The sequence below is a fragment of the Cryobacterium arcticum genome (assembly GCF_003185895.1).
In the GTDB taxonomy this organism is placed as follows: Bacteria; Actinomycetota; Actinomycetes; order Actinomycetales; family Microbacteriaceae; genus Cryobacterium; species Cryobacterium arcticum.
Genome location: NZ_QHLY01000012.1, coordinates 994289 through 1014242 on the forward strand (window position 1 = coordinate 994289; position 19954 = coordinate 1014242).

The window sequence follows — 19954 nt, forward strand, 5'->3', positions numbered from 1 at the left end:
CCGGTCGGCTACCCTGAACCATGAGCAGATTTCGACCCGGCCGTGTGATCGGAATCTCGGTGGGAACACTCGTGATCCTCGCCATCGGCGTGTACGGTCCTGCCACCCTGCTCGGTCCGCTGCCCGCCGCTGAGGTCGCCCTCAGCGTGCCGGCCGCGGCCGTCGCCGCGTCGACCCCGGCGCTGCCCGTCGCGGGAACCAGCGGCGTCCTGGCCATCGCCCCGTTGGAGGCGCCGGCCGACGACGCGACGGCCGGTACCGATGACACAGCGGCTACCACCACGGCTAATACAGCAGAGACCCCGGCCCTGGGCGAGACGCCGATCGCGGTCGGCGGTGGCGCTGACGCGCTGCCGATGGCGTCCGCCGCCAAGATCATCACCGCGCTCGTGGTGCTCGACGCCAAGCCGCTCAAGCTGGACGAGCCCGGTCCGGCGTACTCCCTCGTCACCGCCGACTACCAGGACTACCTGGACTACACCGCGGAAGGTGCCCGCACTGTCATCGTCTTCTCGGGCGAGTCCTGGACCCAACGGGAGATGTTGCAGGCCCTCATCCTGGGCTCGAGCAACAACCACGCCGACACCCTGGCTCGCTGGGCCTTCGGCTCCGTCGACGCCTACCTCACTGCCGCGAACGACTGGCTGGCGGCGAACGGCATGCCGGACACCACCGTCGTGGACGCCAACGGGCTACTCGAGGGCAGTGCCGGCACCGGAGCGGATCTCGCGAGGCTCGCGGGGCTGGCGGCCACCAACCCCATCGTGTCCGACATCATCCAGAACCCCGCCTCGGCGTTGGTGAACCAACGCGGTGTCAACAACACCACCGCCTACCTGCCCGAAGAGGGCATCACCGGGATTTCCCGCAGCTACACCGACGAGGGCGGTGTCTGCTTCCTCTTCACCGGCACGGTGGACGCCCAGGGCAAGACGTTCACCTTCGCAGGCGCGTTCATCGGCGAACCGGACTACGACACCCTCACGGCCGACCTCACGGCGCTGATGGCCTCGGCCAGGGCCGGGGTCACTGAGCTTCCCGTGCTGGCCGAGGGCGCCGCCTACGCCACCCTGACCACCGCCTGGGGCGATTCGGCGGATGCCGTGGTCGGCACACCGAAGACCCGGTTCGGCTGGCAGGCCGCGACGCCCGGCGAGGCCGAGGTGGACATCGAGGATGTCACGACGGGGCGCGCGGGCAGCAAGGTCGGCCGAGTCACCGTCGATGCCTTCGGCGAGAGTGTCTCCTCGAGCCTCGAGCTCGACTCGAGCTTGACCGACCCCGGTCCGGGCTGGCGGTTGCTGCACCCCGTGCCCCTGATCAGCGCGCTCATCGCCGCTCAGTAGCGGAGCGGGCGGATCAGTCCGGTTCGTCGTTGGATTCGACCGGGTCGCTGTCGCCGGAGTCGAAGGCGTATCGCACGTGCAGTTTGCCCTGTACCTCGCGGGAATCGACCTCGTCGTACCAGAACAGCGATTCCATGCTGTCGACGGCGGCGACCATGCTGATCCGTGGATCGTGCGTGCCGTGCAGGAGCACCCGGGTGTCGGTCTGGCCCTCGAGCGGGCCGTCCACGAACTCCACGGTGTACTCAGTGTTCTCATTGCCACTCTGCGGGGTAGTCATACCCCCAACTTACTGCGGGGCCGGGTCCGGCGTCGCGACCAATCGCACGGTTGCGGTCTGCTCCGGCCGTTCCCTGAGCTGGTAGGCCGCCCAGTCCCGCTGCCACTGGTCCCAGTGCTCCTCGAAGACGCCGTTGTCCCTGGCCAACGCGCGCTGCTTGCGGATGCCGTCATCGGCATCCAGCCACACCCGCACGTCGCTGAGCCCGGCGTGCGCCCGGGCGAGGGCACCGCAGCCCTCGATCACCAGCGGTGCGTCCGGGTCGACGCTGTGCCATTCGGCCGGGGCGTCGGCCAGCCAGTCGTGCCGTTGCCAGCCCGCGACGAGCCCGGTGCGGCGCGGGGTGAGCAGGCGGCCGCCGACCGCGGTGATCGCGGCATCCAGGCCGCCCCAGCCCGGATAGATGTCGTCGAGACGTACCAGGGTTGGTGTCCGCGGCCCGGGCCAGGCGGCGATCACGGCATCGGCGAGGGTACTCTTGCCGGCCCCGCTGGGTCCGTCGATGAGCACAACGGCCCGGTCGCCGACCGGATGCCGGCCGAGGCCGCGAACGGCGGCCAGCACGGGCGTCACCAATCGGTCAGGCGAGCACAAAGTGCCACGTCCCCGCCAGAATCGCCGCGGTGATCGACGCGGCGGCGATGGCCACCCCGATCAGTACAACCAGGCCGTCGCGCCGGCCGAACACCGATTCCCGGGCCCACGTGCGCGGTTCGTCGCTGCCGAAGCCGCGCGCTTCCATGGCGGTGGCGAGTTTGCTGCCCCGCCGCACCGACAACACCAGCAGCGAGAAGGCGAGGGAGCGGAACCGGGCTGCCTTGCCCCTGAGCCCGCCGCCGTCGCCCACTCCCCTGGCCCGCCGGGCCAACGCGAGCGAATGCCAGTCGTCGATGAACATACCCACCAGCCGGAGGCCGGCCAGGGCGCCCAGTACGAACCGGGCCGGCAGGCGGAGCACCTGGGCGAGCCCGTCTCCCAGGTCGGTCGGGTCGGTGGTCGCCAGCAGCACGATGCCGGGAAGGCCGATGGCGAGCACCCGCAGCCCGATCGCGAGACCCAGCGCCACCGAGCCCTCGGTGATGCTCACCCAGCCGCCGCTCCACAACACCGCACCGGAGTCCTCGCCGTAGAGGATGGTGGTCAGCATGCCGAACGGCGCCGCGATCCAGACCGGCGCCGTGCGCAGCCAGAACTGACGGGCATTCAACCCACACCAGGCCAGCAGGATGGCCTCCAACGCCAGGGCGACCGCGGCCGACACCCAGTCGATCGAGAGCATCAGAGCGCAACTGATCAGCAGGGCGACGGCCAGCTTGGCGACGGGGTTCACTCGAGCGATCGCGCTCGGCCGGATCTCCGGGGTCATCAGGCTCATGGGGTGCCTCCCTCGACCGGCGGCGCCGGACGGGACGGGCCGGCGGATGCGACCGGTCCGGTCGACACCACCCGTCCCGTCGCAGGGCCGGCGCCGGGCACGAGGGTGAGCCGTGCATCCGCCAGGGCGGTCACGAACAGGTCGTCGTGCGTGACAGCGACGACCGCGGTGCCGGTGCCCTGCAGTTCGGCGAGCAACCGCACCAATTCGGCCCAGGTGCGGGCGTCCTGGCCGAAGGTGGGTTCGTCGAGCACGAGCAGCCGTGGCCGGGTGGCCAGGACCGTCGCCACCGACAGGCGGCGCTTCTCCCCGCCGGACAGCGTGAACGGGTTCGCGTCGGCGAGGTGGTCGAGACGGAGGCGGGTGAGCAGCCCGTCGACGCGTTCGGCCTGTTCGGCCGCGCCGAGGCCGAGGGCGCGAGGACCGACCAGCAGTTCACTGCGCACGGTTCCCGCCAGGAACTGGTGCTCGGGGTCCTGGAAGACCGTTCCGATGCGCTCCAGCAGGTCGCGGGAGCGCCAGCGGTGCGGTGCCTCGCCGATGCCGGCGGCCAACGCGCTGGTCGCCGCCAGGCGTCCGCCCGCCGGGGCGAGGAGTCCGGCGAGGGTGAGCGCGAGGGTCGATTTGCCAGTGCCGTTGGGTCCGGTGATCGCGAGGGTGCTCCCGGCCCGCACATCGAGGTCGAGACCGTCGGCCACGGGCACGGCCTGTCGACGGGCGAACGGCACCCGGCCCACCGCGAGATCCTGTGCGCTGAGCAGAGTGTCGCCCGCGGCTTCGGTGCGGTGCGGCATGGCCGGCGGGAAGCGCGGAATCCACACCCCGGCGGCCGCGAGCCGTTCACCTTCTGCGCTGAGCACGGTTCCGGCGGGGCCGTCCGCGAGCACGCCTCCGGCGGGATCGAGCACGATCACCCGGTCCACCACGTCCTGCCAGACCGCCACCCGGTGCTCGATCACGATCAGCGTGGCGCCGCTGGCTTCCACCGATCGATGAACCGCATCCCGCACCTCCACGACGCCGTCGGGGTCGAGGTTCGCGGTCGGTTCGTCGAGCAGCACCAGGCCCGGACGCATCGCGAGCACGCCAGCCAGGGCCAGGCGCTGTTTCTGGCCGCCGCTGAGCGCGCTGGTGGGGTGCCGCAACGGCAGGTCGAGTCCGACGTCCGCGAGAGCTTGGCTCACGCGCGGCCAGATCTCGGCGCGGGGTACGCCGAGGTTCTCACAGCCGAACGCGACGTCGTCGCCGACCCGGGCGAGGACAACCTGCGAATCCGGGTCTTGCAGCACCAGGCCGACCCGGCCGCGCGCCTGGCTGGGGCGCAGACCGTCGACGAATAGGTCGCCAGTCTCGTCGCCGTCCTCATCGTCGCCCAGTACCCCGGCCAGGGCGTGCATGAGAGTGCTCTTGCCCGCTCCGCTCGGCCCGAGCACGAGCACCCGCTCCCCCGGGCGGATGTCGAGGTCGAGTCCGGAGACCGCCTGCCGGGCCCGGCCGGCGTGCCGCCAGCCCCATCCGGAGGCGGTGACCCGTGACCCGGTCACAGTCGGGCCAGCCAGCCGGCGCATCCGGTCACGGTCACCGGGCGGATACGGGCTCGAGCCGGTCGGTGCGCCCGGTCTCCCGGCCGGAAGCGAACCGGCTGAGTGCCCCCGTGCGGGCCAGGCCGCGCACCGCGAGCCAGGAGAGCAATCCGGCCAGGACCGTGCCGGAGACGACGGCGGAGACGATGTAGACCGCCTTGTACCCGACATCCAGGGCCGCGTAGCTGGTGAAGGTGGTGTCGAGCAGGCCAACGGCGACGCCGGCCCCGGCTCCTGCCAGCAGCGCCACGCCGAGGCGCCAGTTGGTGTACAGGAACAGGGCAAAGATGATCTCAGCCCCGAGTCCTTCCACCACACCCCAGATCAGAGTGGAGAAGCCCCACTGGGTACCGATCAGCATCGACACCACGGCCGCGACGACCTCGGTGTAGACGGCGGCGCCGGGCTTGCGAATGATCAAGCCACCGAGCACTCCGGCGAACAGCCAGCCGCCGGCGAGCAGGCCCTCCAGCCCGGGCGTGAAGGCGAGGACGGCGCTCAGCGGGGACCAGGCCAGGCCCCAGGCCCAGAAGATGACACCGCTCGCGACGCCGATGACACTGGCCACGACGATGTCGACGACCCGCCATTTCAGCACCCGGGGCTTCCGGGTGGTCGAGCCGCGCAGAAGATTGGTTGATGCGTGCACTGTTCGTGCCCTTTCCGTTGATGAAAACAGGGCACGGGATTGAGAAGCCTCCCTGCGCTGGCATGATCCAGATCAGGTTCGACGGTCGAAGCTGAAGTAGCTTCCTCTCAGCCCGGTTCACCGGACTCCCGTGTTCGGTTACGAGTATAGGTGCCCCCGCTCCTCGCGGCGAGACCTCGAGCCCCCGCGACCCACCGTGTCCAGCGCACCCACTCCGCTGGTCGAGCCTGTCGAGACCCGGCAACCCATAGTGTCCACCGCACCCGTCTCGCTGGTCGAGCTTGTCGAGACCGTCGCGACCCATCGTGTCCACCGCACCCGTCTCGCTGGTCGAGCTTGTCGAGACCCCGCAACCCATCGTGTCCACCGCACCCGTCTCGCTGGTCGAGCTTGTCGAGACCCCCTGACCCGAATGCAGTATCCCGTCCACGAGGAACCCCAGTCCAGGGTCACTTTCGGTGGCCAAAAAAGTTATCCACATCTTGCAAAACCAGCACACAAAAATACGACATCGAGCTATTCTCACTATATGTCTACCATCGCAGACCTCTTCGACACCGGCACCCGGCCAGAGTCGCTCGCGCCTGCCGCTCTGCACGCCGATACGTCGGCCGAGGCGCTCGTAGCCGCCGCCGGCGCCGTCGCTCGGCTGGGCGCCTGCAGTGCCGATTTCGATGCTCTCCCCGATGCGGATCTGCTCGCCGCGCAACGCGAGATCACCCGGCTGCAGACCCTGACCACGACCCGGTCGGTGTGGGTCGCCAAAGCCATCGCGGAACGCTCCCGCCCGGAGCTGGGCCAGAAGGGCCTGGCCAAGCAGCAGGGCTTCCTCACCCCGGGCGACTTGATGCAAGATCTCACCGGCGCCAGCCGAGCCGACGCCCGGAAACTCATCGACGTGGGCCGGATGCTCGCCGACACTGACGCCGCCGAAGCCGCCGCTGCCCGCGCCCAGGCCGACGCTGACGCGGAAGCCGCCCGCCGGCTGCTCGACATCACCCTGGACCTCACCGGAGACGAGAACGGCGACGACCCCAGCGGTGCCGACGTAGTTCCGCCCGCAGCACCGGTGGTGGTGCCGGCGCTGCCGTGGCACACCCCGATCGCGCACGCCGTCACCGCCGGCACCCTCTCCGCCGCGCAAGCACACGCGATCCGCACCGGGCTGGGCGATATCGACACCGTCGTCACCGCCGATATCCTCGCCGAGAACCTGACGACTCTGCTCGAGGACGCCCGCACTCTCACTATCGACGAGTTGATCCGCCGGGCACGGCGGATGCGGGACCGCCTCGACGAAGCCGGCATCAGCAAACGGGAGCAGAAAGCCTGGGACGACCGCTACCTGCGAATCTGGACCCTGGAGACCGGCCAGGTCCGCATCAACGGGCTCTTCCCGCCCGAACAAGGCGCCTACATCACCGCCGTCGCCGACAGCCTCACCGGCCCCCGCCGCGGCGGCGTGCACTTCGTCGACCCCGACCGGGCCGCGTGGGCGCAAGCCGTGCAAGACGACCCGCGCAGCACCGACCAGTTCACCGCGGACGGCTTCATCGACCTGATCAAAGCGGGCAGCACTGTCAACCCGAACCGGATGCTCGGCGGCCGCACTCCCGCCGTCCGCATCCTGAAGACCCAAAAGCCCACCACCCAGCAGCCCACCCCGTCGGCCGGCCGGAACCCGAACGACATCCTGGCTCCCGTTCCCGATGGCACCGGGCACGGTTACATCGAAGGCAACCCCGCCCCGGTCTCCCAGGAAACCCTCGACCGCCTGATCTGCGACTCCGGTACCGTCGACATCACCTTCGACCCCCACGGCCAACCCCTCGACGTCGGCCGGGACGAACGCCTCTTCACCCCCGCGCAACGCATCGCCCTGGCCGCCCGCGACGGCGGCTGCAGGTGGGGAGACTGCACCCGACCACCCTCCCAAACCGAAGCCCACCACATCGACCACTGGAAACGCGACAACGGCCGCACCGACATCCGCCTCGGCATCCTGCTCTGCAACCCCCACCACCGGCTACTGCACAACCAAGGCTGGCAAATCCTCGAACACCACGGCCGGTACTGGCTCAGACCACCCGCCGCCATCGACCCCGGACAAAGCCTGATCGAACTGCACAGCAAAAGCCCCGCCGCACTCGAACAACACGAACACTGACACCGGGATCTCGACAAGCTCGATCAACGTGCTTGTCGCGGGGTCTCGACAAGCTCGACCAGCGGGGCGCGCGGGATCTCGAGAAGCTCGATCAGCGCGTGCGTCGCGATCTGCGGGTCGACGCGCTCGTGCCTAGCGCTTGAGCGCTCGAATGATGCGGGCCACGGCTTTGCCGGCCACCCAGACGAATGGGATGCCGACGGCGAGGAGCGAGATCACGTTCGGCTCAAAACGTGCCGCCCCACCGGACTTCACGTAGGCGCCGATCGGGATGGCCATACCGCCGCCACCACCGCCGGCAGCGCCCTCCTCGTCGCCACCTTCGCCGCCGCCGCCGAATCCGTACTGCACGAGGGCCACCGGAATGATGGTGACGCCCTCGATCTGCACGGGATCGCCGTATGCCGACGTGACACCGATCGATCGAGCGTTTTCTGCGAGCTTCAAGGCGAGATTAGTCATGCTGAGAGGCTACCCCCACTCGCGGCCGCAGACCCAGAACAGCGCGCCCCGTCACATCAGTCGTCGGTGGCCTTCGGGGTGCCGAACGGATGCACGTCCCGTTTGGGCGCGCTGCCACCACCCAGTTGCGAGGCCGGGCGCACGATGCCCCGGCCGAAGCGGGCCGTCACGGTGTCGACGGCGAGTTCGGCTTCACGCCAATCGTCGTCGTCGTCCCAGAGTCCCATTCCGGCGCCGTCGCCGGTACCGAGCTGCTCCGCCCGCACGCCGATCAGCCGAACGCGGATACCGCGGGCGGCGAGCACATCGAAACTCCCCGCGACCTCTTCGTAGATCCGCCGCCCCACGTTGGTGGGCTCGTTGAGGGTGCGGGATCGCGTGACCGTGCTGAAGTCGGCGTAGCGGAGCTTGAGCACCACGGTGCGGGCCACCAGCCCGGCCCCGCGCAGCTTGGCCGCCACGGCGTCGGACTGGCGCAACAGTTCGCTACGCAGCCGGGCCACATCCGTCACGTCGTGCTCGAACGTCACCTCGTGCCCGATGCTCTTCTCCTCGCGGTCGAGGTTGATGGCACGCGGGTCGATGCCCCAGGACAAGTCGTGCAATTTCTGCGCCGTTGCCACCCCCACCGCGCGTTGCAGCATCTCTCGCGGCGCGTGGGCGATATCGCGCACGTGCCGCAGGCCCAACCCGAGCAGCGTCTGCTCGGTGGTGGCGCCGACGCCCCAGAGGGCGCCGACGGGCAGGGGATGCAGGAAGTCGATGGTGTTCTCTGCCGGGATCACCAGCAGGCCGTCGGGTTTCGCCCGGCCGGAGGCGAGCTTGGCCACGAACTTGGTCGACGCGGCGCCCACCGAGCAGGTGAGTCCGGTTTCGGCGAACACCCTTGCCCGGATCTTCTGCGCAATCTCGGCCGGCGAACCGTGCAGGCGCCGGGCGCCGGCAACGTCAAGGAACGCTTCATCGATGCTCAGGGGTTCGACCAGTGGCGTCATATCTGTGAAGATGCCCATCACCTGCCTGGACACCTCCACGTAGCGGCCCATGTGCGGTTCGAGCACGATCGCGGCCGGGCAGCGGCGCAGGGCGATGGCCATGGGCATGGCCGAGTTCACACCGTACTTGCGGGCGACGTAGTTCGCGGCGGTGACCACCGACCGACCGGAGCGGTGCCCGATCACGACGGGCAGGTGCACCAGCTCGGGGTGGTCGAGCAGTTCGACGGAGGCGAAGAACGCATCCATGTCGATGTGCAGCATGGTGGCAGTGGTGTCGTCGACGTCGGCGCCAGTCGTCTGGCGGTCACTGCCGTCCTGCCTGCTCAACCCGCACACGCCCTTCCGCCGTACCCGGCACCATTAGTTTCGAAGTTACCTTCGAGAATACAGGGTCGGGGTGGTCGGCGACCGGTTAGAACCCGCCGAAATCGCCGCCACCGAAGTCGCCGCCACCGCCGAAGTCGCCCCAGCCACCCGCGTCGCCGCCGGAATCCCCGCCGTACTCGCCGCTTTGGTCGGAACCGGAGTCAGCGCCGGCGTCACCGGCGTCGGCGGACGCATCCGCCCCGCCGCCCAGGTCGGGCAGGAAGGCGCTGACCAGAGCCGAGCCCACCACGTAGCCGGCGACGGTTCCGAGGAGTGACGCGCCGAGCATGCTGCCGAAACCCGGCCCTTGCCGGCCACCGGCCTGCTCGCCGCCGAAGGTGCGCTCCATCGTGCCGGGCTGGCGGAGTTCAGCTCGGGTGGCGGACTGGGCCAGGGTGGCCGGCTCGGCGTTCGCGGGGCGTTCGCCCTCCATGGCGTTCTCGGTCAGCTGTTGGAAGAGCAGGTCACGCTGCTCGTCGGTGAGCTTGCTGAACGCTTCGGTGTGCACCTGCTCGATCGTCTCCGGCGGCGCGGTGCGCAGCAGATAGCGGTAGCGCTCAACGGCGATCTCGTCCTCTGAGCGTTCCGGTGTCGCGGGTTGGCGGCTCTGCTCCGGTTGTTCGGGTCGGCCCAAGAGGCGGTCGAGGAATCCCATCAGCGTTCTCCTTCGGTTGGATGTCCAGCCTAGGCTCCGCCTCCCTGCTCCGACAGGACACCGGCCAAGGACTCCAGTGCATTCACAGGGTCAGGGCCGGCCGGGATCAGCACCACGCTGGTCGCCCCCGCCGCGTGCAGCTCGTCGATCCGGTGCCGGGCGGATGCGGCGGTACCCACGACAGCGAGCTGGTCGACCCACGCGTCGGGCAGGGCCAGGGCGAAGTCCGCTCTGTTGACGCTGGCGGCGCTCAACGCCGCGAACTCCTCGGCGAAGGGCAGCACTCGGATGTGCGGCTCCCAGTCCGGGTCGCCGATCCACTCCAGCGCCGGCCGCGCCAGGTTGCGGGCCTCCGCGGGGTCGTCGTGCACAGCAGCCACGTTGTAGGCCACCACGTGCCTCTCGCCCAGGGCCGGGCGCAGGTCGGGGAAGCCGTGCGCACCGGCCGGGGCGTCCCGGCCGGTGTCAAGCGCCGCGAGGGCCGCGGCCAGGTATTCGGGGGTGACGGGTTCGGCGAGCACCACGCCGTCGGCGCAGGCGCCGGCCAGCGCCAGGGACTTGGGCCCGCGCACGCCGGCCAGGACGGGCGGCACGGTGGCCGGAGGGCTGGCCAGGCTCACCGCATCCGCGTTCGTGTAGCGGCCGGTGACGGTGGCGGTCGCGCCGCGCAGCAGGCCGCGGAGAAGGTCGAGATTCTCGGCGAGCATGGCGAGCGGGCTGGCCGGCCACGCTCCGGCTTGCCGCATCCAGTCGGGCATGCCGTGGCCGATTCCCACCTGCAGCCGCCCCGGAAACAGCTCTGCCAGGGTGGAGACCTCCAGGCCGGTGAAGGCGGGAGTGCGTGCGGCGGCCGGGAGGATGCCGATACCCACCACGATCCGGCTGGTCGACGCGAGCACGACGGCGGCCTGGGCGATTCCGCCTCGGAAGAAGCAGTCCTCGACCACCCAGATCTCATCGAAACCCAGTTCCTCCGCGCGGCGGGCGTATGGCACCACTTGGGCGGCGGGCAGATCCCTGGGCAGCATGACGGCGATGGCAGCGGGCACGGGCGATTCCTCTGTTCGGTGACCGGGTGAGCGGTGCACGGGCTCTCCCCTCGAACGTACAGCCGGTCCGGCCCGATTCTCACGTCCCCCGGCGTATTCCGAAAAGTTTCTTGGACGCCGGTGAGACGATCCAGCCCTGGCCGGACATATACGGGTAAGGGGAAAAAAATGATTCGGGGGAATTATGGTGCAGCAGTCGTCTTCGCCGCTTCACACGGCGGGCAGGACAGCGCCCGCGGGAACCATGAGGGTCGGGAGAACACGGTGACCGACGTCGCCGAGAGGCTGGCTCGCAAGGGAGACCGGGGGGAACCGGTCAGGCAGATGCGACTCGCGTTGGCGCACATCGGGGTGTGGTCGAGCACAAAGCTCGCCTTTGTGCTCTCGGTGTGCCTCAACGTGGTCACGGTGGTACTCCTGCTGCTCGTCGTGCGGTTCCTGACCGACACGGAGGTGTTCTCGAGCGTGACCGGTGTGTTCGAGGATCTCACCAACAAGCCGGTGAACCTCGGCCAGTTTCTCGACCCCGGGGTCGTCGGCGGTTTCATCGCGGCGGTGGTCCTGCTCAACACCGTGCTGATCACGACGCTGGGCGCGCTCTATGCGCTGCTGTTCAACCTCAGCGTGCGGGTGACCGGCGGCACGTTCGTGGGCTTTCGCAACTCCTGAGGGCTGACCGGGCACGCCCGGGAGCAGGGTGACGGAGGCGCAGGCGAATACGGGCGACCGTGGAATGCCAGCGCCCACGGTGTCGTTGCACCCACCAAGAGACGACCACCTCGTGGCGGATCACGCGTGACCCAGCAAAGAATTGAGCCCACTGTGACCAACAACACCGCGACCAGCAACGCCGCGACCGATAACACCGCGACCCCCGACAACCCCGCATCCGCAGCCGACTCGGCGACCATCGACTGGTTCGCCCTGCAGAAGAAGGCCCACCACGAGTTCAGCGAGCGGGTGGCCGCCGTCGACGATTGGTCGGCCCCCACCCCCGACAAGGAATGGAACGTGGGCGATCTGGTGCGCCACGTCGCGCAGGAACAGCAGTGGATTCCGCCCCTGCTCGCCGGACTGAGCATCGACGAGGCCCAGCGCCGGGTCGACCCGCTGGGCGATGACCTCGCTGCCGAATGGCACACCCACTCCACCCGCGCTACCGAAGCCTGGCAGGCGGCGCCGGCCGACGCATCCGTTCAGCTCTCGTACGACACCGTGACGGTGCTCGACTACCTCCGGGAGCAGGTCTCCGACGTCACCATCCACTCCTGGGATCTCGCCCGGGCCACGGCGGCCGACGAGGAGCTCGACGACGACCTGATCGAGGCCGTCTGGACGGTCTTCGAACCGCAGCGGGAGACCCTCGAGGCCAGCGGCCTGTTCGACTCCCCGGTTCCGATGCCGGCGGATGCCCCGCTGCAGTCCCGTCTGCTCGCCCTCACCGGCCGCGACGACCGCCGCTAGCCGACGGTGGTGCCGAACAGCAGGCCGAGCAGGTAGGTGACGCCGGCGGCGCCGAAGCCGATGGCCAGTTGGCGGAGCGCCCGCTTCAGGGGCGGACCGCCGGAGAGCAACCCGACCACGGCGCCGGTCGCCAGCAGCGCCAGGCCCACCAGCACGGCGGCGACGACGATCGCCGCGAGGCCCTGCATGCCGAAGAGGTAGGGCAACACCGGCAGCAGGGCTCCGGAGGCGAAGAAACAGAAGCTCGAGATGGCGGCGCCCATGCCGGTGCCGATGGCCTCGTGCTCGTCAATCTCGGCGTCGGCGGCCGCGGCGGCAGCCACCCGGCTCAGCTCCAGTGAGCCTGTCGCCATGGCCACGGTGCGCAACACCTCGCGGGCGTGCACCTCGGCGTCTTCGATCGACATGCCCTGCGCCCGATAGACCAGGGTGAGTTCGTTGGCGGCCTCGTCCAGATGCGAGAGCACTGTGCGCGGCGCCGGGTTGGGTGTGGATGCGTCGAGCAGTTCACGCTGGGAGCGCACGGAGACGTACTCCCCCGCGCCCATCGACAGGGCGCCGGCCAGCAGGCCCGCGATGCCGGTGAAGAGGATGGTGGCGGTGGGCACCCCGGTGGCGCCGATACCGAGCACCAACGCCAGGTTGCTCACCAGGCCGTCGTTCACGCCGAAGACGGCGGCCCGGAAGGTGCCGGAGAGTCGCTGGCGGCCGCGGGCGGCCAGTCCCCGCACAACCTCCTCGTGGATACGCTCGTCTGCGGCCATGGCGCTGGTCGCATCGGCGTCGCCGTCGTAGGGCGAGCGGGCCTCGGCGCGCTGCGCGAGCGCGAGTACGAAGACCGAGCCGAACCGGCGAGCGAGCAGACCCAGGATCCGGGTGCGCAGCGCGCCCTTGCGGGGCGGACCAACCCGGTCGCCGAGCAGGGCACGCCAGTGCGCCTCGTGCCGGCCCTCGGCCTCGGCCAGGGCCAGGAGGATCTCCCGTTCCTCGCCGCTCCGCCGGCCGGCCAGGTCGCGATAGACCGCGGCTTCAGCCTGCTCGTCGGCCAAGTACTGTCGCCACCGACGGATGTCAGCTTCCGGCGGCTGGATCTGGTCGGCCACGGCGATCATGCCTCTGGTGCGGCCTCGAGCGAGCGCTGCGACACCCGGGCGGATTCGTGCGGTCCGGTGCCGTCGAGGCCGTAGAACGGCTCCTCGAAGTGCACGACCCAGATTGCGTCCTTGCCCACGACCGGGGCGTACAGCGCGGAGCCCACGAGCTCGCCCGGTGCGGTGATGACCCCGATCGGGTCCTCCACCAGGGAGTCCGGGTAGCGGCTGCGGTCCAGGCGTACGACAACCTGCATGCCAACGCCGAAGGCGGCGGCCGCCCCCGCTGCTGCGGGGGCGTCCACCGGACGGCGCTTGAAGAGGGCCACTACTCTGCCGACTCCGCCGGGGCGGTGCCGGCTCGTTCGAGCACGAGCTCGCGCACCCGGGCGGCATCCGCCTGGCCGCGCATGGCCTTCATGACCGCACCGATGACGGCGCCGGCGGCCTGCACCTTGCCGTCGCGGATCTTCGCGAGAACATCGGGCTGCGAGGCGAGTGCCTGGTCGATGGCGGCGATGAGCGCACCGTCGTCGCTGACGACGGCGAGTCCGCGGCTGGCGACGACCTCGCTCGGGGTGCCCTCGCCGGCAATGACGCCCTCGAGCACCTGGCGGGCCAGGCGGTCGGTGAGGGTGCCGTCGGTGATCAGCTCGATCAGCGCGGCGACCTGCACCGGCGTTACGAGGCTGTCGGCGGAGACACCGGTCGCGTTGGCGAGCCGGGCGATCTCGCCTGTCCACCACTTGCGGGCGGCCTGGGCGGGTGCGCCGGCGGCGATGGTGGCTTCCAGAACATCGAGGAGGTCGGAGTTGACGACATCCTGGAACTCCAGGTTGACGAAGCCCCAGTCGGCCTGCAAACGCTTGCGCCGGGCCGCGGGCGGCTCGGGCAGGGTGGCGCGCAGCTCTTCGACCCAGGCGCGCGACGGGGCGACGGGCACGAGGTCGGGCTCGGGGAAGTAGCGGTAGTCATCTGCGTCGCTCTTGGGCCGGCCGGCAGAGGTGACGCCGGTGTCTTCGTGCCAGTGCCGGGTCTCCTGCGTGATGGTGCCGCCGGCGGTGAGCAGCGCCGCCTGGCGCTGGATCTCGTACCGCACGGCGCGCTCGACGCTGCGCAGGGAGTTGACGTTCTTGGTCTCGGTGCGGGTGCCCAGGATGTTGGAGCCGCGCGGGCGGAGCGACACGTTCGCGTCGCAGCGCACGTTGCCCTCTTCCATGCGCGCGTTGGAGACGCCGAGCGCCTTGACGATCTCGCGGATGGCGGCGACGTAGGTCTTGCCGATCTCCGGGGCGTCGGCCTCTGCACCCTCGATCATCTGGGTGACGATCTCCACCAGCGGCACGCCACCGCGGTTGTAGTCCACCAGCGAGTAGTCGGCGCCCTGGATACGTCCGGCCGCGCCGCCCATATGGGTGAGCTTGCCGGCGTCGTCCTCCATGTGTGCGCGCTCGATGTCGACCGTGACCTGGCGGCCGCTCTCCAGCTCGATGGTGAGCTGGCCGTTGAACGCGATCGGCTCGTCATACTGCGAGGTCTGGAAGTTCTTCGCCGTGTCGGGGTAGAAGTAGTTCTTGCGGGCGAACCGGCTGGTCTCGGCGATCTCGCAGCCGAGCGCCAGCCCTAAGCGGATCGAGGACTCGATGGCCTGGCGGTTGACCTGCGGCAGCCCGCCGGGCAGGCCCAGGCAGGTGGGGCAGGTGTTGGTGTTGGCGCCGGAGCCGAACTCGTTGGCGCAGCCACAGAACATCTTGGTCTTGGTGTTGAGTTCGACGTGTACCTCGAAGCCGAGCACCGGCTCGAACAGTTCGAGGGCCTTGTCGTAGTCCATCAATTCGGCTTTTGCGGCCATCAGACGGCTCCCCCTTCGGTTGCGAACATTTCGGTGTGGGCCAACGCTGGCGCCTGGCTGAGCAGGGTGTGCCCCCAGTGCGCCTCGAGCAGCTGCTCGACGGCGGCGCCGAACGTGTACAGGCGGGCATCCGCGCGGGCGGGGGCCATCACCTGCAGGCCGACGGGCAGGCCGTCTTCGGGCGCCAGGCCCATCGGCAGGCTCATGCCGGGAATGCCGGCCAGGTTGGCCGGGATGGTGGTGATGTCGTTGAGGTACATCGCCATCGGGTCGGCGAGCTTCTCGCCGAACTTGAACGCCGTAGTCGGCGCGGTGGGCGAGACGAGAAGGTCCACCTGGTCGAACGCGGCGGCGAAGTCGCGCTGGATGAGGGTGCGCACCTTCTGGGCGCTGCCATAGTAGGCGTCGTAGTAACCGGCGCTGAGCGCGTAGGTGCCCAGGATGATGCGGCGCTTGACCTCGTCGCCGAAGCCGGCGTCGCGGGTGGCCGCCATGACGCGCTCGCTGGTGAGCGGGCCGTCGTCGGGGTTGACCCGGATACCGAAGCGCACGGAGTCGAAGCGGGCCAGGTTGCTGGAGGCCTCGGCGGGCAGGATCAGGTAGTAGGCGGAGACCGCGTACTCGAAGTTCGGGGCGCTCACCTCGCTGACGATGGCGCCGGCCGCGGTGAGCAGGGCCAGGGTCTCTTCGAAACGCTGCTTGACGCCGGGCTGGAAGCCCGCGCCGTTCAGTTCCTTGATCACGCCGACACGCACGCCCTTCAGCGCACCGTCTTTCAGACCGGCCTGGGCTGCGGCGGTCATCGACGGCCAGACATCCGTGAGCGAGGTGGAGTCGAGCGGGTCGTGCCCGCCGATCACGTCGTGCAACAGCGCGGCGTCCAGGACGGTGCGGGTGACGGGGCCGACCTGGTCGAGCGAGGAGGCCAGCGCGATGGCGCCGTAGCGGGACACCCCGCCGTAGGTGGGCTTGACGCCGACGGAGCCGGTGACGGCGGCGGGCTGGCGGATGGATCCGCCGGTGTCGCTGCCGAGCGCGAGGGGCGCCTCGAAGGCGGCGACGGCGGCCGCGGAGCCACCGCCGGAGCCACCGGGGATGCGGTCCAGGTCCCACGGGTTGTGGGTGGGGCCGTAGGCGGAGTGCTCGGTGGACGACCCCATGGCGAACTCATCCATGTTGGTCTTGCCCAGCGGAATGAGGTCGGCGTCGCGGATGCGCTTGACGACGGTGGCGTCGTACGGCGGGATCCAGCCCTCGAGGATCTTCGATCCGGCGGTGGACGGCATGTCGAGGGTGGCGAGCACGTCCTTGATCGCGATCGGCACGCCGGCGAGCGGGCCGAGCTTCTCGCCGGCGGCGCGGCGGGCATCCACCCGGGCGGCGGTGGCGAGGGCGGCGTCGCTGGCCACGTGCAGGAAGGCGTGCACATCGGGTTCGACGGCGTCGATGTGGTCGAGGTGCGCACGGGTGACGTCGACGGAGCTCACCGTGCCGTCGGCCAGCAGGCCGGCCAGCGCGGAGGCGGTCTGGTTGATCAGGTTGGTCACTGGGGTTACTCCTCGTCCAGGATGGCGGGCACGCGGAACTTGTCGCCGGCGCGGTCCGGGGCACCGGAGAGGGCCTGTTCGACGCTGAGCGAGGGCACGACGACGTCGTCGCGGAACACGTTCGTCAGCGGCATCGGGTGGCTGGTCGCCGGCACGTCGGGCGTCGCGACCTCGGCGACCTTGGCGACAGAGTCGACGATCTGGCCGAGTTCGATCGTCAGACGATCGATTTCAGCCGAGCTGAGGTCGATCCGGGCGAGGTTGGCCAGATGGGCAACCTGCTCGGCCGTGATTTCAGACATGAAACTCCCAAGAAAATCGAAGTGGAAGCTTCAAGTCTATTCAGTGTCGCCGCTGACCAGTTCCGCCTGGTCGGTGCCGATCAACGCCATGTTGTGCAGCGACTCGCTTCCGGGCTTGAAATAGTCGTTGTGACCGACGGATGCCGCGAGGCTCGCGCCGGTGACGGTATCCGTGCCACCGTGCACGCCGAGCACCCTGGCACCGTAGGACGCGGCGCCGGGGTCGCTGCCGAAGAACGCCGAGTTCACGGCCGGATCCCAGTCCGCCTTGCCCACGAAGACGTTGTGATCGGCGACCTTGAGGTTCTCGGCCGATTGGATCTCGCTGCCGGGAGACCCGACGACGACGAGCGCATCCACCTCGACCGAACCGTTGGCCAGCGCCATCAGGGACACCGTCGAGCCGTAGGAGTGCGCGAACACCGAGATGTAGGGCTGGTCGGCACCGCGGGTGGCGCGCAGGCCGGCCCAGGACGTCTCGAGGAAGCCAGCTCCGGTCTGTGCCCGGTCACGGCCGGCGACCGAGAACAGGTCGGGCGCTTCGTAGCCGATCCAGGAAATGGTGGCGATGGTGGGCGTTGCGGCCCGGGACGACGCGGAGGCTCCTGCCGCGGCCGTGAAACCTGCGAGGGTGGATCCAGACTTCGTCGTGGTGTCGTCGTCAGTGCGGGTCGACGCGCCAGTCAGCACCGCGGCCTGCTCGCGATACAGGTCGTCGGCCACGGTGGTCCAGTTCACGATCTGCGGTTCGACCTGATAGTTCATGCCTGGAACCAGGTAGCCGATGAAATCGGCGGTGTCTGGATTGCCCAGGGCGATTGCTGCGCGGCCGGTTCCGGTGATGTCGAGCAGGATCAGGCTGCGCTTGGGGCCGCCATCACTCGACTTGAGCGCTTCGGCCACCTGCGTGAGCATCGCAACCCGGCTGGTGAGGGTCTTCCGCTCGGTCTCTGACAGGGACCCGGTCAGGGCGCTGGTCGCTGCGGCGAGGGAGTCGCTCAGGTAGATCTCGTTCGCCCGGCTGCGCTGCGCGAGCGGAACACCGTCGAGGTTGCCCACCAGTCGCGGAGTCGCGGCCGTGAGGGCGGCGCGCTGGGTGGCATCGAGCATGGTCCACCAGGCCGTCACCGCCGTGGCCTTCGGCGGGGCGGTGAGCAGGGCGTCGATGTGCGTCGGGTAGTCGGCAGCGAAGGTCGCCAGGTCGGCCAGGGGCAGCTGAGACATGCCCACCAGCAGGTTCGGACCGGTCATCGAACGCAGGGAGGCGAGGTCGATGTCCACCGACGCGGCCGACTGCACCTCCACCTGGGCCCAGAGGGGTGCGGCACCGGCGTCGCTCTGTCGGTCGGAGAGGCGTTCGGCGACGGTTTGCTGCACCGAAACGAGGGAGTATTCGGGCACGCCGGTTGACCCGCCGACCCCGACCAGGGCGAGCGAGGCAGTCACCAGTGCAGCGGCCTCGAAAAGCACGACGTCTCCCGTCCCCTCCCGAACGTGTAGTAGCTAGCAGACTCAACGCCACTGGCAAGTCATGCGCTCTCAGCCTACAGATTCGCGGGAGCCGCCAATGCCCCTCATAGAGGGTCATCCGGGGCAGTTTGGACACGATTTGCACCCAATGTTTCGGCGGCGTTTCGCAATTCGCCCAGAACACCCTCCCGGCGGGAAGCATTCGGTCGCCACGGGTGTTTCTGCACAGCATGAAAGCCATCGTCTATACGCAAACAGGTGACCCATCCGTACTGCAGATCGTCGAGCGGCCAGTGCCCCGACCCGGCGCCGGGGAGGTGCGCGTTCGGGTGGTGGTGTCTGGGGTGAACCCCACCGACTGGAAGTCCCGCCGCGGGCAGGGTGTGCTCAGCGCCGAGGTGAGCGAGACGATCCCCAACCAGGACGGCGCCGGGGTTGTGGACGCCCTGGGCGACGGTGTGACCGGCTTCGCGGTGGGTGACCGGGTGTGGCTCCATCTGGCGGCGTACCAGCGTCCCAGCGGCACCGCGCAGGAGTTCACGGTACTGCCGGCCAACCGGGTCGCGCCGCTGGCGGATGCCGCGAGCTTCGATGTCGGTGCCAGCCTCGGCGTGCCGGCGATGACGGCCCATCGCGCCCTCACAGTGGCCGAGGACGGCCCGAACCGGCTGCACCCCGGCGCACTCGCCGGCCGCACCGTTCTCGTGGCGGGCGGCGCCGGCGCCGTGGGGCACGCCGCCATCCAGCTGGCCCGCTGGGCGGGTGCGACGGTGATCACCACGGTCAGCGGTGCCGAGAAGGCCGCGTTGGCCGAGGCCGCGGGCGCCCACCACGTTGTCGTGTACACCGAGGGCGACACCGCGGGCACGATTCGTGCGCTGGCTCCGGCCGGGGTGAACCTGATCGTGGAGGTGGCCCCGGCCGTGAATGCTGCGCTCGACGTTGCTGTCGCCGCCCCCCGCGCATCCGTTGCCATCTATGCCACGGATGGCGGCGGCAGCGTCACCCTGACTGCCGGCCCGAACATGGCCGCCAACGTGCGCTACCAGTTCGTGTTGCTCTACACGGTGGGGCAGCCGGCGCTCGATGCGGCCAGGGACGACGTGAGCGCCGCGGCCGCCGACGGCGTGTTCGCGGTCGGCGCGGACGCCGGCCTTCCCCTGCGAAGATTCACCCTGGAGCAGACCGCGCAGGCTCACGCCGCCGTGGAAGCCGGAGTGGTGGGCAAGGTGCTCATCGACGTCGCCCCGCCGGCCTGACCCGCCGCTCGCCACACGCGCCGCCGCGCCAACGTTCGC

At 69.8% G+C, this 19954-nt stretch carries 20 protein-coding genes and 1 riboswitch; of the genes, 5 read left to right on the top strand and 15 right to left on the bottom strand.

Annotated features, from left to right (window positions below):
• Positions 1–20: 20 nt before the first annotated feature.
• Positions 21–1346: a D-alanyl-D-alanine carboxypeptidase family protein gene (locus CTB96_RS14345; RefSeq protein ID WP_110127525.1), complete on the top strand. Its 1326-nt coding sequence runs from the start codon at positions 21–23 to the stop codon at positions 1344–1346.
• A 13-nt stretch (positions 1347–1359) separates the two neighbouring features.
• Here CTB96_RS14345 and CTB96_RS14350 read toward each other — a convergent pair whose 3' ends face one another.
• From CTB96_RS14350 to CTB96_RS14370, 5 genes are read right to left on the bottom strand one after another with little or no spacing between them, the layout of a single operon-like run.
• Complete coding sequence (locus tag CTB96_RS14350; protein WP_110127526.1) at positions 1360–1626, bottom strand: hypothetical protein; 267 nt, start codon at positions 1624–1626, stop codon at positions 1360–1362.
• A gap of 9 nt (positions 1627–1635) precedes the next feature.
• Positions 1636–2199: a nucleoside/nucleotide kinase family protein gene (locus CTB96_RS14355; protein ID WP_181397266.1), complete on the bottom strand. Its 564-nt coding sequence runs from the start codon at positions 2197–2199 to the stop codon at positions 1636–1638.
• A 7-nt stretch (positions 2200–2206) separates the two neighbouring features.
• Entirely contained in the window at positions 2207–3001 is a 795-nt protein-coding gene (locus tag CTB96_RS14360) for an energy-coupling factor transporter transmembrane component T family protein (protein ID WP_110127528.1), read from the bottom strand.
• On the bottom strand, positions 2998–4569 hold the full coding sequence (locus CTB96_RS14365; RefSeq protein WP_110127529.1) for an ABC transporter ATP-binding protein: 1572 nt from the start codon (positions 4567–4569) through the stop codon (positions 2998–3000). Before CTB96_RS14365 ends, CTB96_RS14360 begins: the two co-directional genes overlap by 4 nt.
• A gap of 10 nt (positions 4570–4579) precedes the next feature.
• Positions 4580–5233 carry an ECF transporter S component gene (locus CTB96_RS14370; RefSeq protein ID WP_110127530.1) on the bottom strand — a complete coding sequence of 218 codons (654 nt, stop codon included), beginning with the start codon at positions 5231–5233 and terminating at the stop codon, positions 4580–4582.
• A 31-nt stretch (positions 5234–5264) separates the two neighbouring features.
• Positions 5265–5375, bottom strand: a riboswitch (TPP riboswitch).
• Between the two features lie 387 nt (positions 5376–5762).
• On the opposite strand from CTB96_RS14370, the gene CTB96_RS14375 reads away from it, so the two are divergent.
• A complete protein-coding gene (locus CTB96_RS14375; RefSeq protein WP_181397267.1) occupies positions 5763–7400 on the top strand; it encodes an HNH endonuclease signature motif containing protein in 1638 nt (545 codons plus the stop codon).
• 132 nt (positions 7401–7532) lie between these two features.
• Here CTB96_RS14375 and CTB96_RS14380 read toward each other — a convergent pair whose 3' ends face one another.
• From CTB96_RS14380 to CTB96_RS14395, 4 genes are all read right to left on the bottom strand, one after another.
• Complete coding sequence (locus CTB96_RS14380; protein WP_110127532.1) at positions 7533–7862, bottom strand: hypothetical protein; 330 nt, start codon at positions 7860–7862, stop codon at positions 7533–7535.
• A gap of 56 nt (positions 7863–7918) precedes the next feature.
• Positions 7919–9187 carry a DNA polymerase IV gene (gene dinB / locus CTB96_RS14385; protein WP_110127533.1) on the bottom strand — a complete coding sequence of 423 codons (1269 nt, stop codon included), beginning with the start codon at positions 9185–9187 and terminating at the stop codon, positions 7919–7921.
• Positions 9188–9272: 85 nt separating this feature from the next.
• Complete coding sequence (locus tag CTB96_RS14390; protein ID WP_110127534.1) at positions 9273–9881, bottom strand: hypothetical protein; 609 nt, start codon at positions 9879–9881, stop codon at positions 9273–9275.
• Positions 9882–9910: 29 nt separating this feature from the next.
• Positions 9911–10930: an LLM class flavin-dependent oxidoreductase gene (locus CTB96_RS14395; protein ID WP_248283384.1), complete on the bottom strand. Its 1020-nt coding sequence runs from the start codon at positions 10928–10930 to the stop codon at positions 9911–9913.
• A 324-nt stretch (positions 10931–11254) separates the two neighbouring features.
• On the opposite strand from CTB96_RS14395, the gene CTB96_RS14400 reads away from it, so the two are divergent.
• Positions 11255–11599, top strand: coding sequence for a DUF3566 domain-containing protein (locus CTB96_RS14400; RefSeq protein WP_181397268.1), 345 nt, complete (start codon positions 11255–11257; stop codon positions 11597–11599).
• A 153-nt stretch (positions 11600–11752) separates the two neighbouring features.
• The gene (locus CTB96_RS14405; RefSeq protein ID WP_248283385.1) at positions 11753–12394 is read left to right on the top strand and encodes a TIGR03086 family metal-binding protein; all 642 of its coding nucleotides are present in this window, start codon (positions 11753–11755) and stop codon (positions 12392–12394) included.
• Here CTB96_RS14405 and CTB96_RS14410 read toward each other — a convergent pair.
• From CTB96_RS14410 to CTB96_RS14435, 6 genes are read right to left on the bottom strand one after another with little or no spacing between them, the layout of a single operon-like run.
• Positions 12391–13506 (bottom strand): VIT1/CCC1 transporter family protein, encoded by a 1116-nt coding sequence (locus tag CTB96_RS14410; RefSeq protein WP_110127536.1) that lies wholly within the window; start codon positions 13504–13506, stop codon positions 12391–12393. The two genes, CTB96_RS14405 and CTB96_RS14410, sit on opposite strands and share 4 nt — an antisense overlap.
• The gene (locus tag CTB96_RS14415) at positions 13503–13814 is read right to left on the bottom strand and encodes a hypothetical protein (RefSeq protein ID WP_110127537.1); all 312 of its coding nucleotides are present in this window, start codon (positions 13812–13814) and stop codon (positions 13503–13505) included. Before CTB96_RS14415 ends, CTB96_RS14410 begins: the two co-directional genes overlap by 4 nt.
• Positions 13814–15337, bottom strand: coding sequence for an Asp-tRNA(Asn)/Glu-tRNA(Gln) amidotransferase subunit GatB (gene gatB, locus CTB96_RS14420; protein ID WP_110127538.1), 1524 nt, complete (start codon positions 15335–15337; stop codon positions 13814–13816). Before gatB ends, CTB96_RS14415 begins: the two co-directional genes overlap by 1 nt.
• Positions 15337–16884: an Asp-tRNA(Asn)/Glu-tRNA(Gln) amidotransferase subunit GatA gene (gene gatA, locus CTB96_RS14425; protein ID WP_110127539.1), complete on the bottom strand. Its 1548-nt coding sequence runs from the start codon at positions 16882–16884 to the stop codon at positions 15337–15339. The genes gatB and gatA overlap by 1 nt, the downstream gene beginning before the upstream one ends.
• Before the next feature lie 5 nt (positions 16885–16889).
• Positions 16890–17186, bottom strand: coding sequence for an Asp-tRNA(Asn)/Glu-tRNA(Gln) amidotransferase subunit GatC (gene gatC, locus CTB96_RS14430; RefSeq protein ID WP_110127540.1), 297 nt, complete (start codon positions 17184–17186; stop codon positions 16890–16892).
• A 36-nt stretch (positions 17187–17222) separates the two neighbouring features.
• On the bottom strand, positions 17223–18656 hold the full coding sequence (locus CTB96_RS14435) for an alpha/beta hydrolase (protein WP_110127541.1): 1434 nt from the start codon (positions 18654–18656) through the stop codon (positions 17223–17225).
• A 230-nt stretch (positions 18657–18886) separates the two neighbouring features.
• Between CTB96_RS14435 and CTB96_RS14440 the strand changes: the two genes are divergently transcribed.
• Positions 18887–19915, top strand: a complete 1029-nt coding sequence (locus CTB96_RS14440; RefSeq protein WP_110128503.1) for an NADPH:quinone reductase — start codon at positions 18887–18889, stop codon at positions 19913–19915.
• Positions 19916–19954 lie beyond the last annotated feature (39 nt).

What these genes read in the sequence shown, in the direction of transcription:
- CTB96_RS14400 (WP_181397268.1), top strand. Translation starts at nt 11,255, where the DNA reads ATGCGACTCGCGTTGGCGCACATCGGGGTGTGGTCGAGCACAAAGCTC.
- gatC (WP_110127540.1), bottom strand. Translation starts at nt 17,186, where the DNA reads ATGTCTGAAATCACGGCCGAGCAGGTTGCCCATCTGGCCAACCTCGCC.
- CTB96_RS14375 (WP_181397267.1), top strand. Translation starts at nt 5,763, where the DNA reads ATGTCTACCATCGCAGACCTCTTCGACACCGGCACCCGGCCAGAGTCG.
- CTB96_RS14380 (WP_110127532.1), bottom strand. Translation starts at nt 7,862, where the DNA reads ATGACTAATCTCGCCTTGAAGCTCGCAGAAAACGCTCGATCGATCGGT.
- CTB96_RS14410 (WP_110127536.1), bottom strand. Translation starts at nt 13,506, where the DNA reads ATGATCGCCGTGGCCGACCAGATCCAGCCGCCGGAAGCTGACATCCGT.
- CTB96_RS14390 (WP_110127534.1), bottom strand. Translation starts at nt 9,881, where the DNA reads ATGGGATTCCTCGACCGCCTCTTGGGCCGACCCGAACAACCGGAGCAG.
- CTB96_RS14360 (WP_110127528.1), bottom strand. Translation starts at nt 3,001, where the DNA reads ATGAGCCTGATGACCCCGGAGATCCGGCCGAGCGCGATCGCTCGAGTG.
- gatB (WP_110127538.1), bottom strand. Translation starts at nt 15,337, where the DNA reads ATGGCCGCAAAAGCCGAATTGATGGACTACGACAAGGCCCTCGAACTG.
- CTB96_RS14350 (WP_110127526.1), bottom strand. Translation starts at nt 1,626, where the DNA reads ATGACTACCCCGCAGAGTGGCAATGAGAACACTGAGTACACCGTGGAG.
- CTB96_RS14440 (WP_110128503.1), top strand. Translation starts at nt 18,887, where the DNA reads ATGAAAGCCATCGTCTATACGCAAACAGGTGACCCATCCGTACTGCAG.
- CTB96_RS14345 (WP_110127525.1), top strand. Translation starts at nt 21, where the DNA reads ATGAGCAGATTTCGACCCGGCCGTGTGATCGGAATCTCGGTGGGAACA.
- CTB96_RS14365 (WP_110127529.1), bottom strand. Translation starts at nt 4,569, where the DNA reads ATGCGCCGGCTGGCTGGCCCGACTGTGACCGGGTCACGGGTCACCGCC.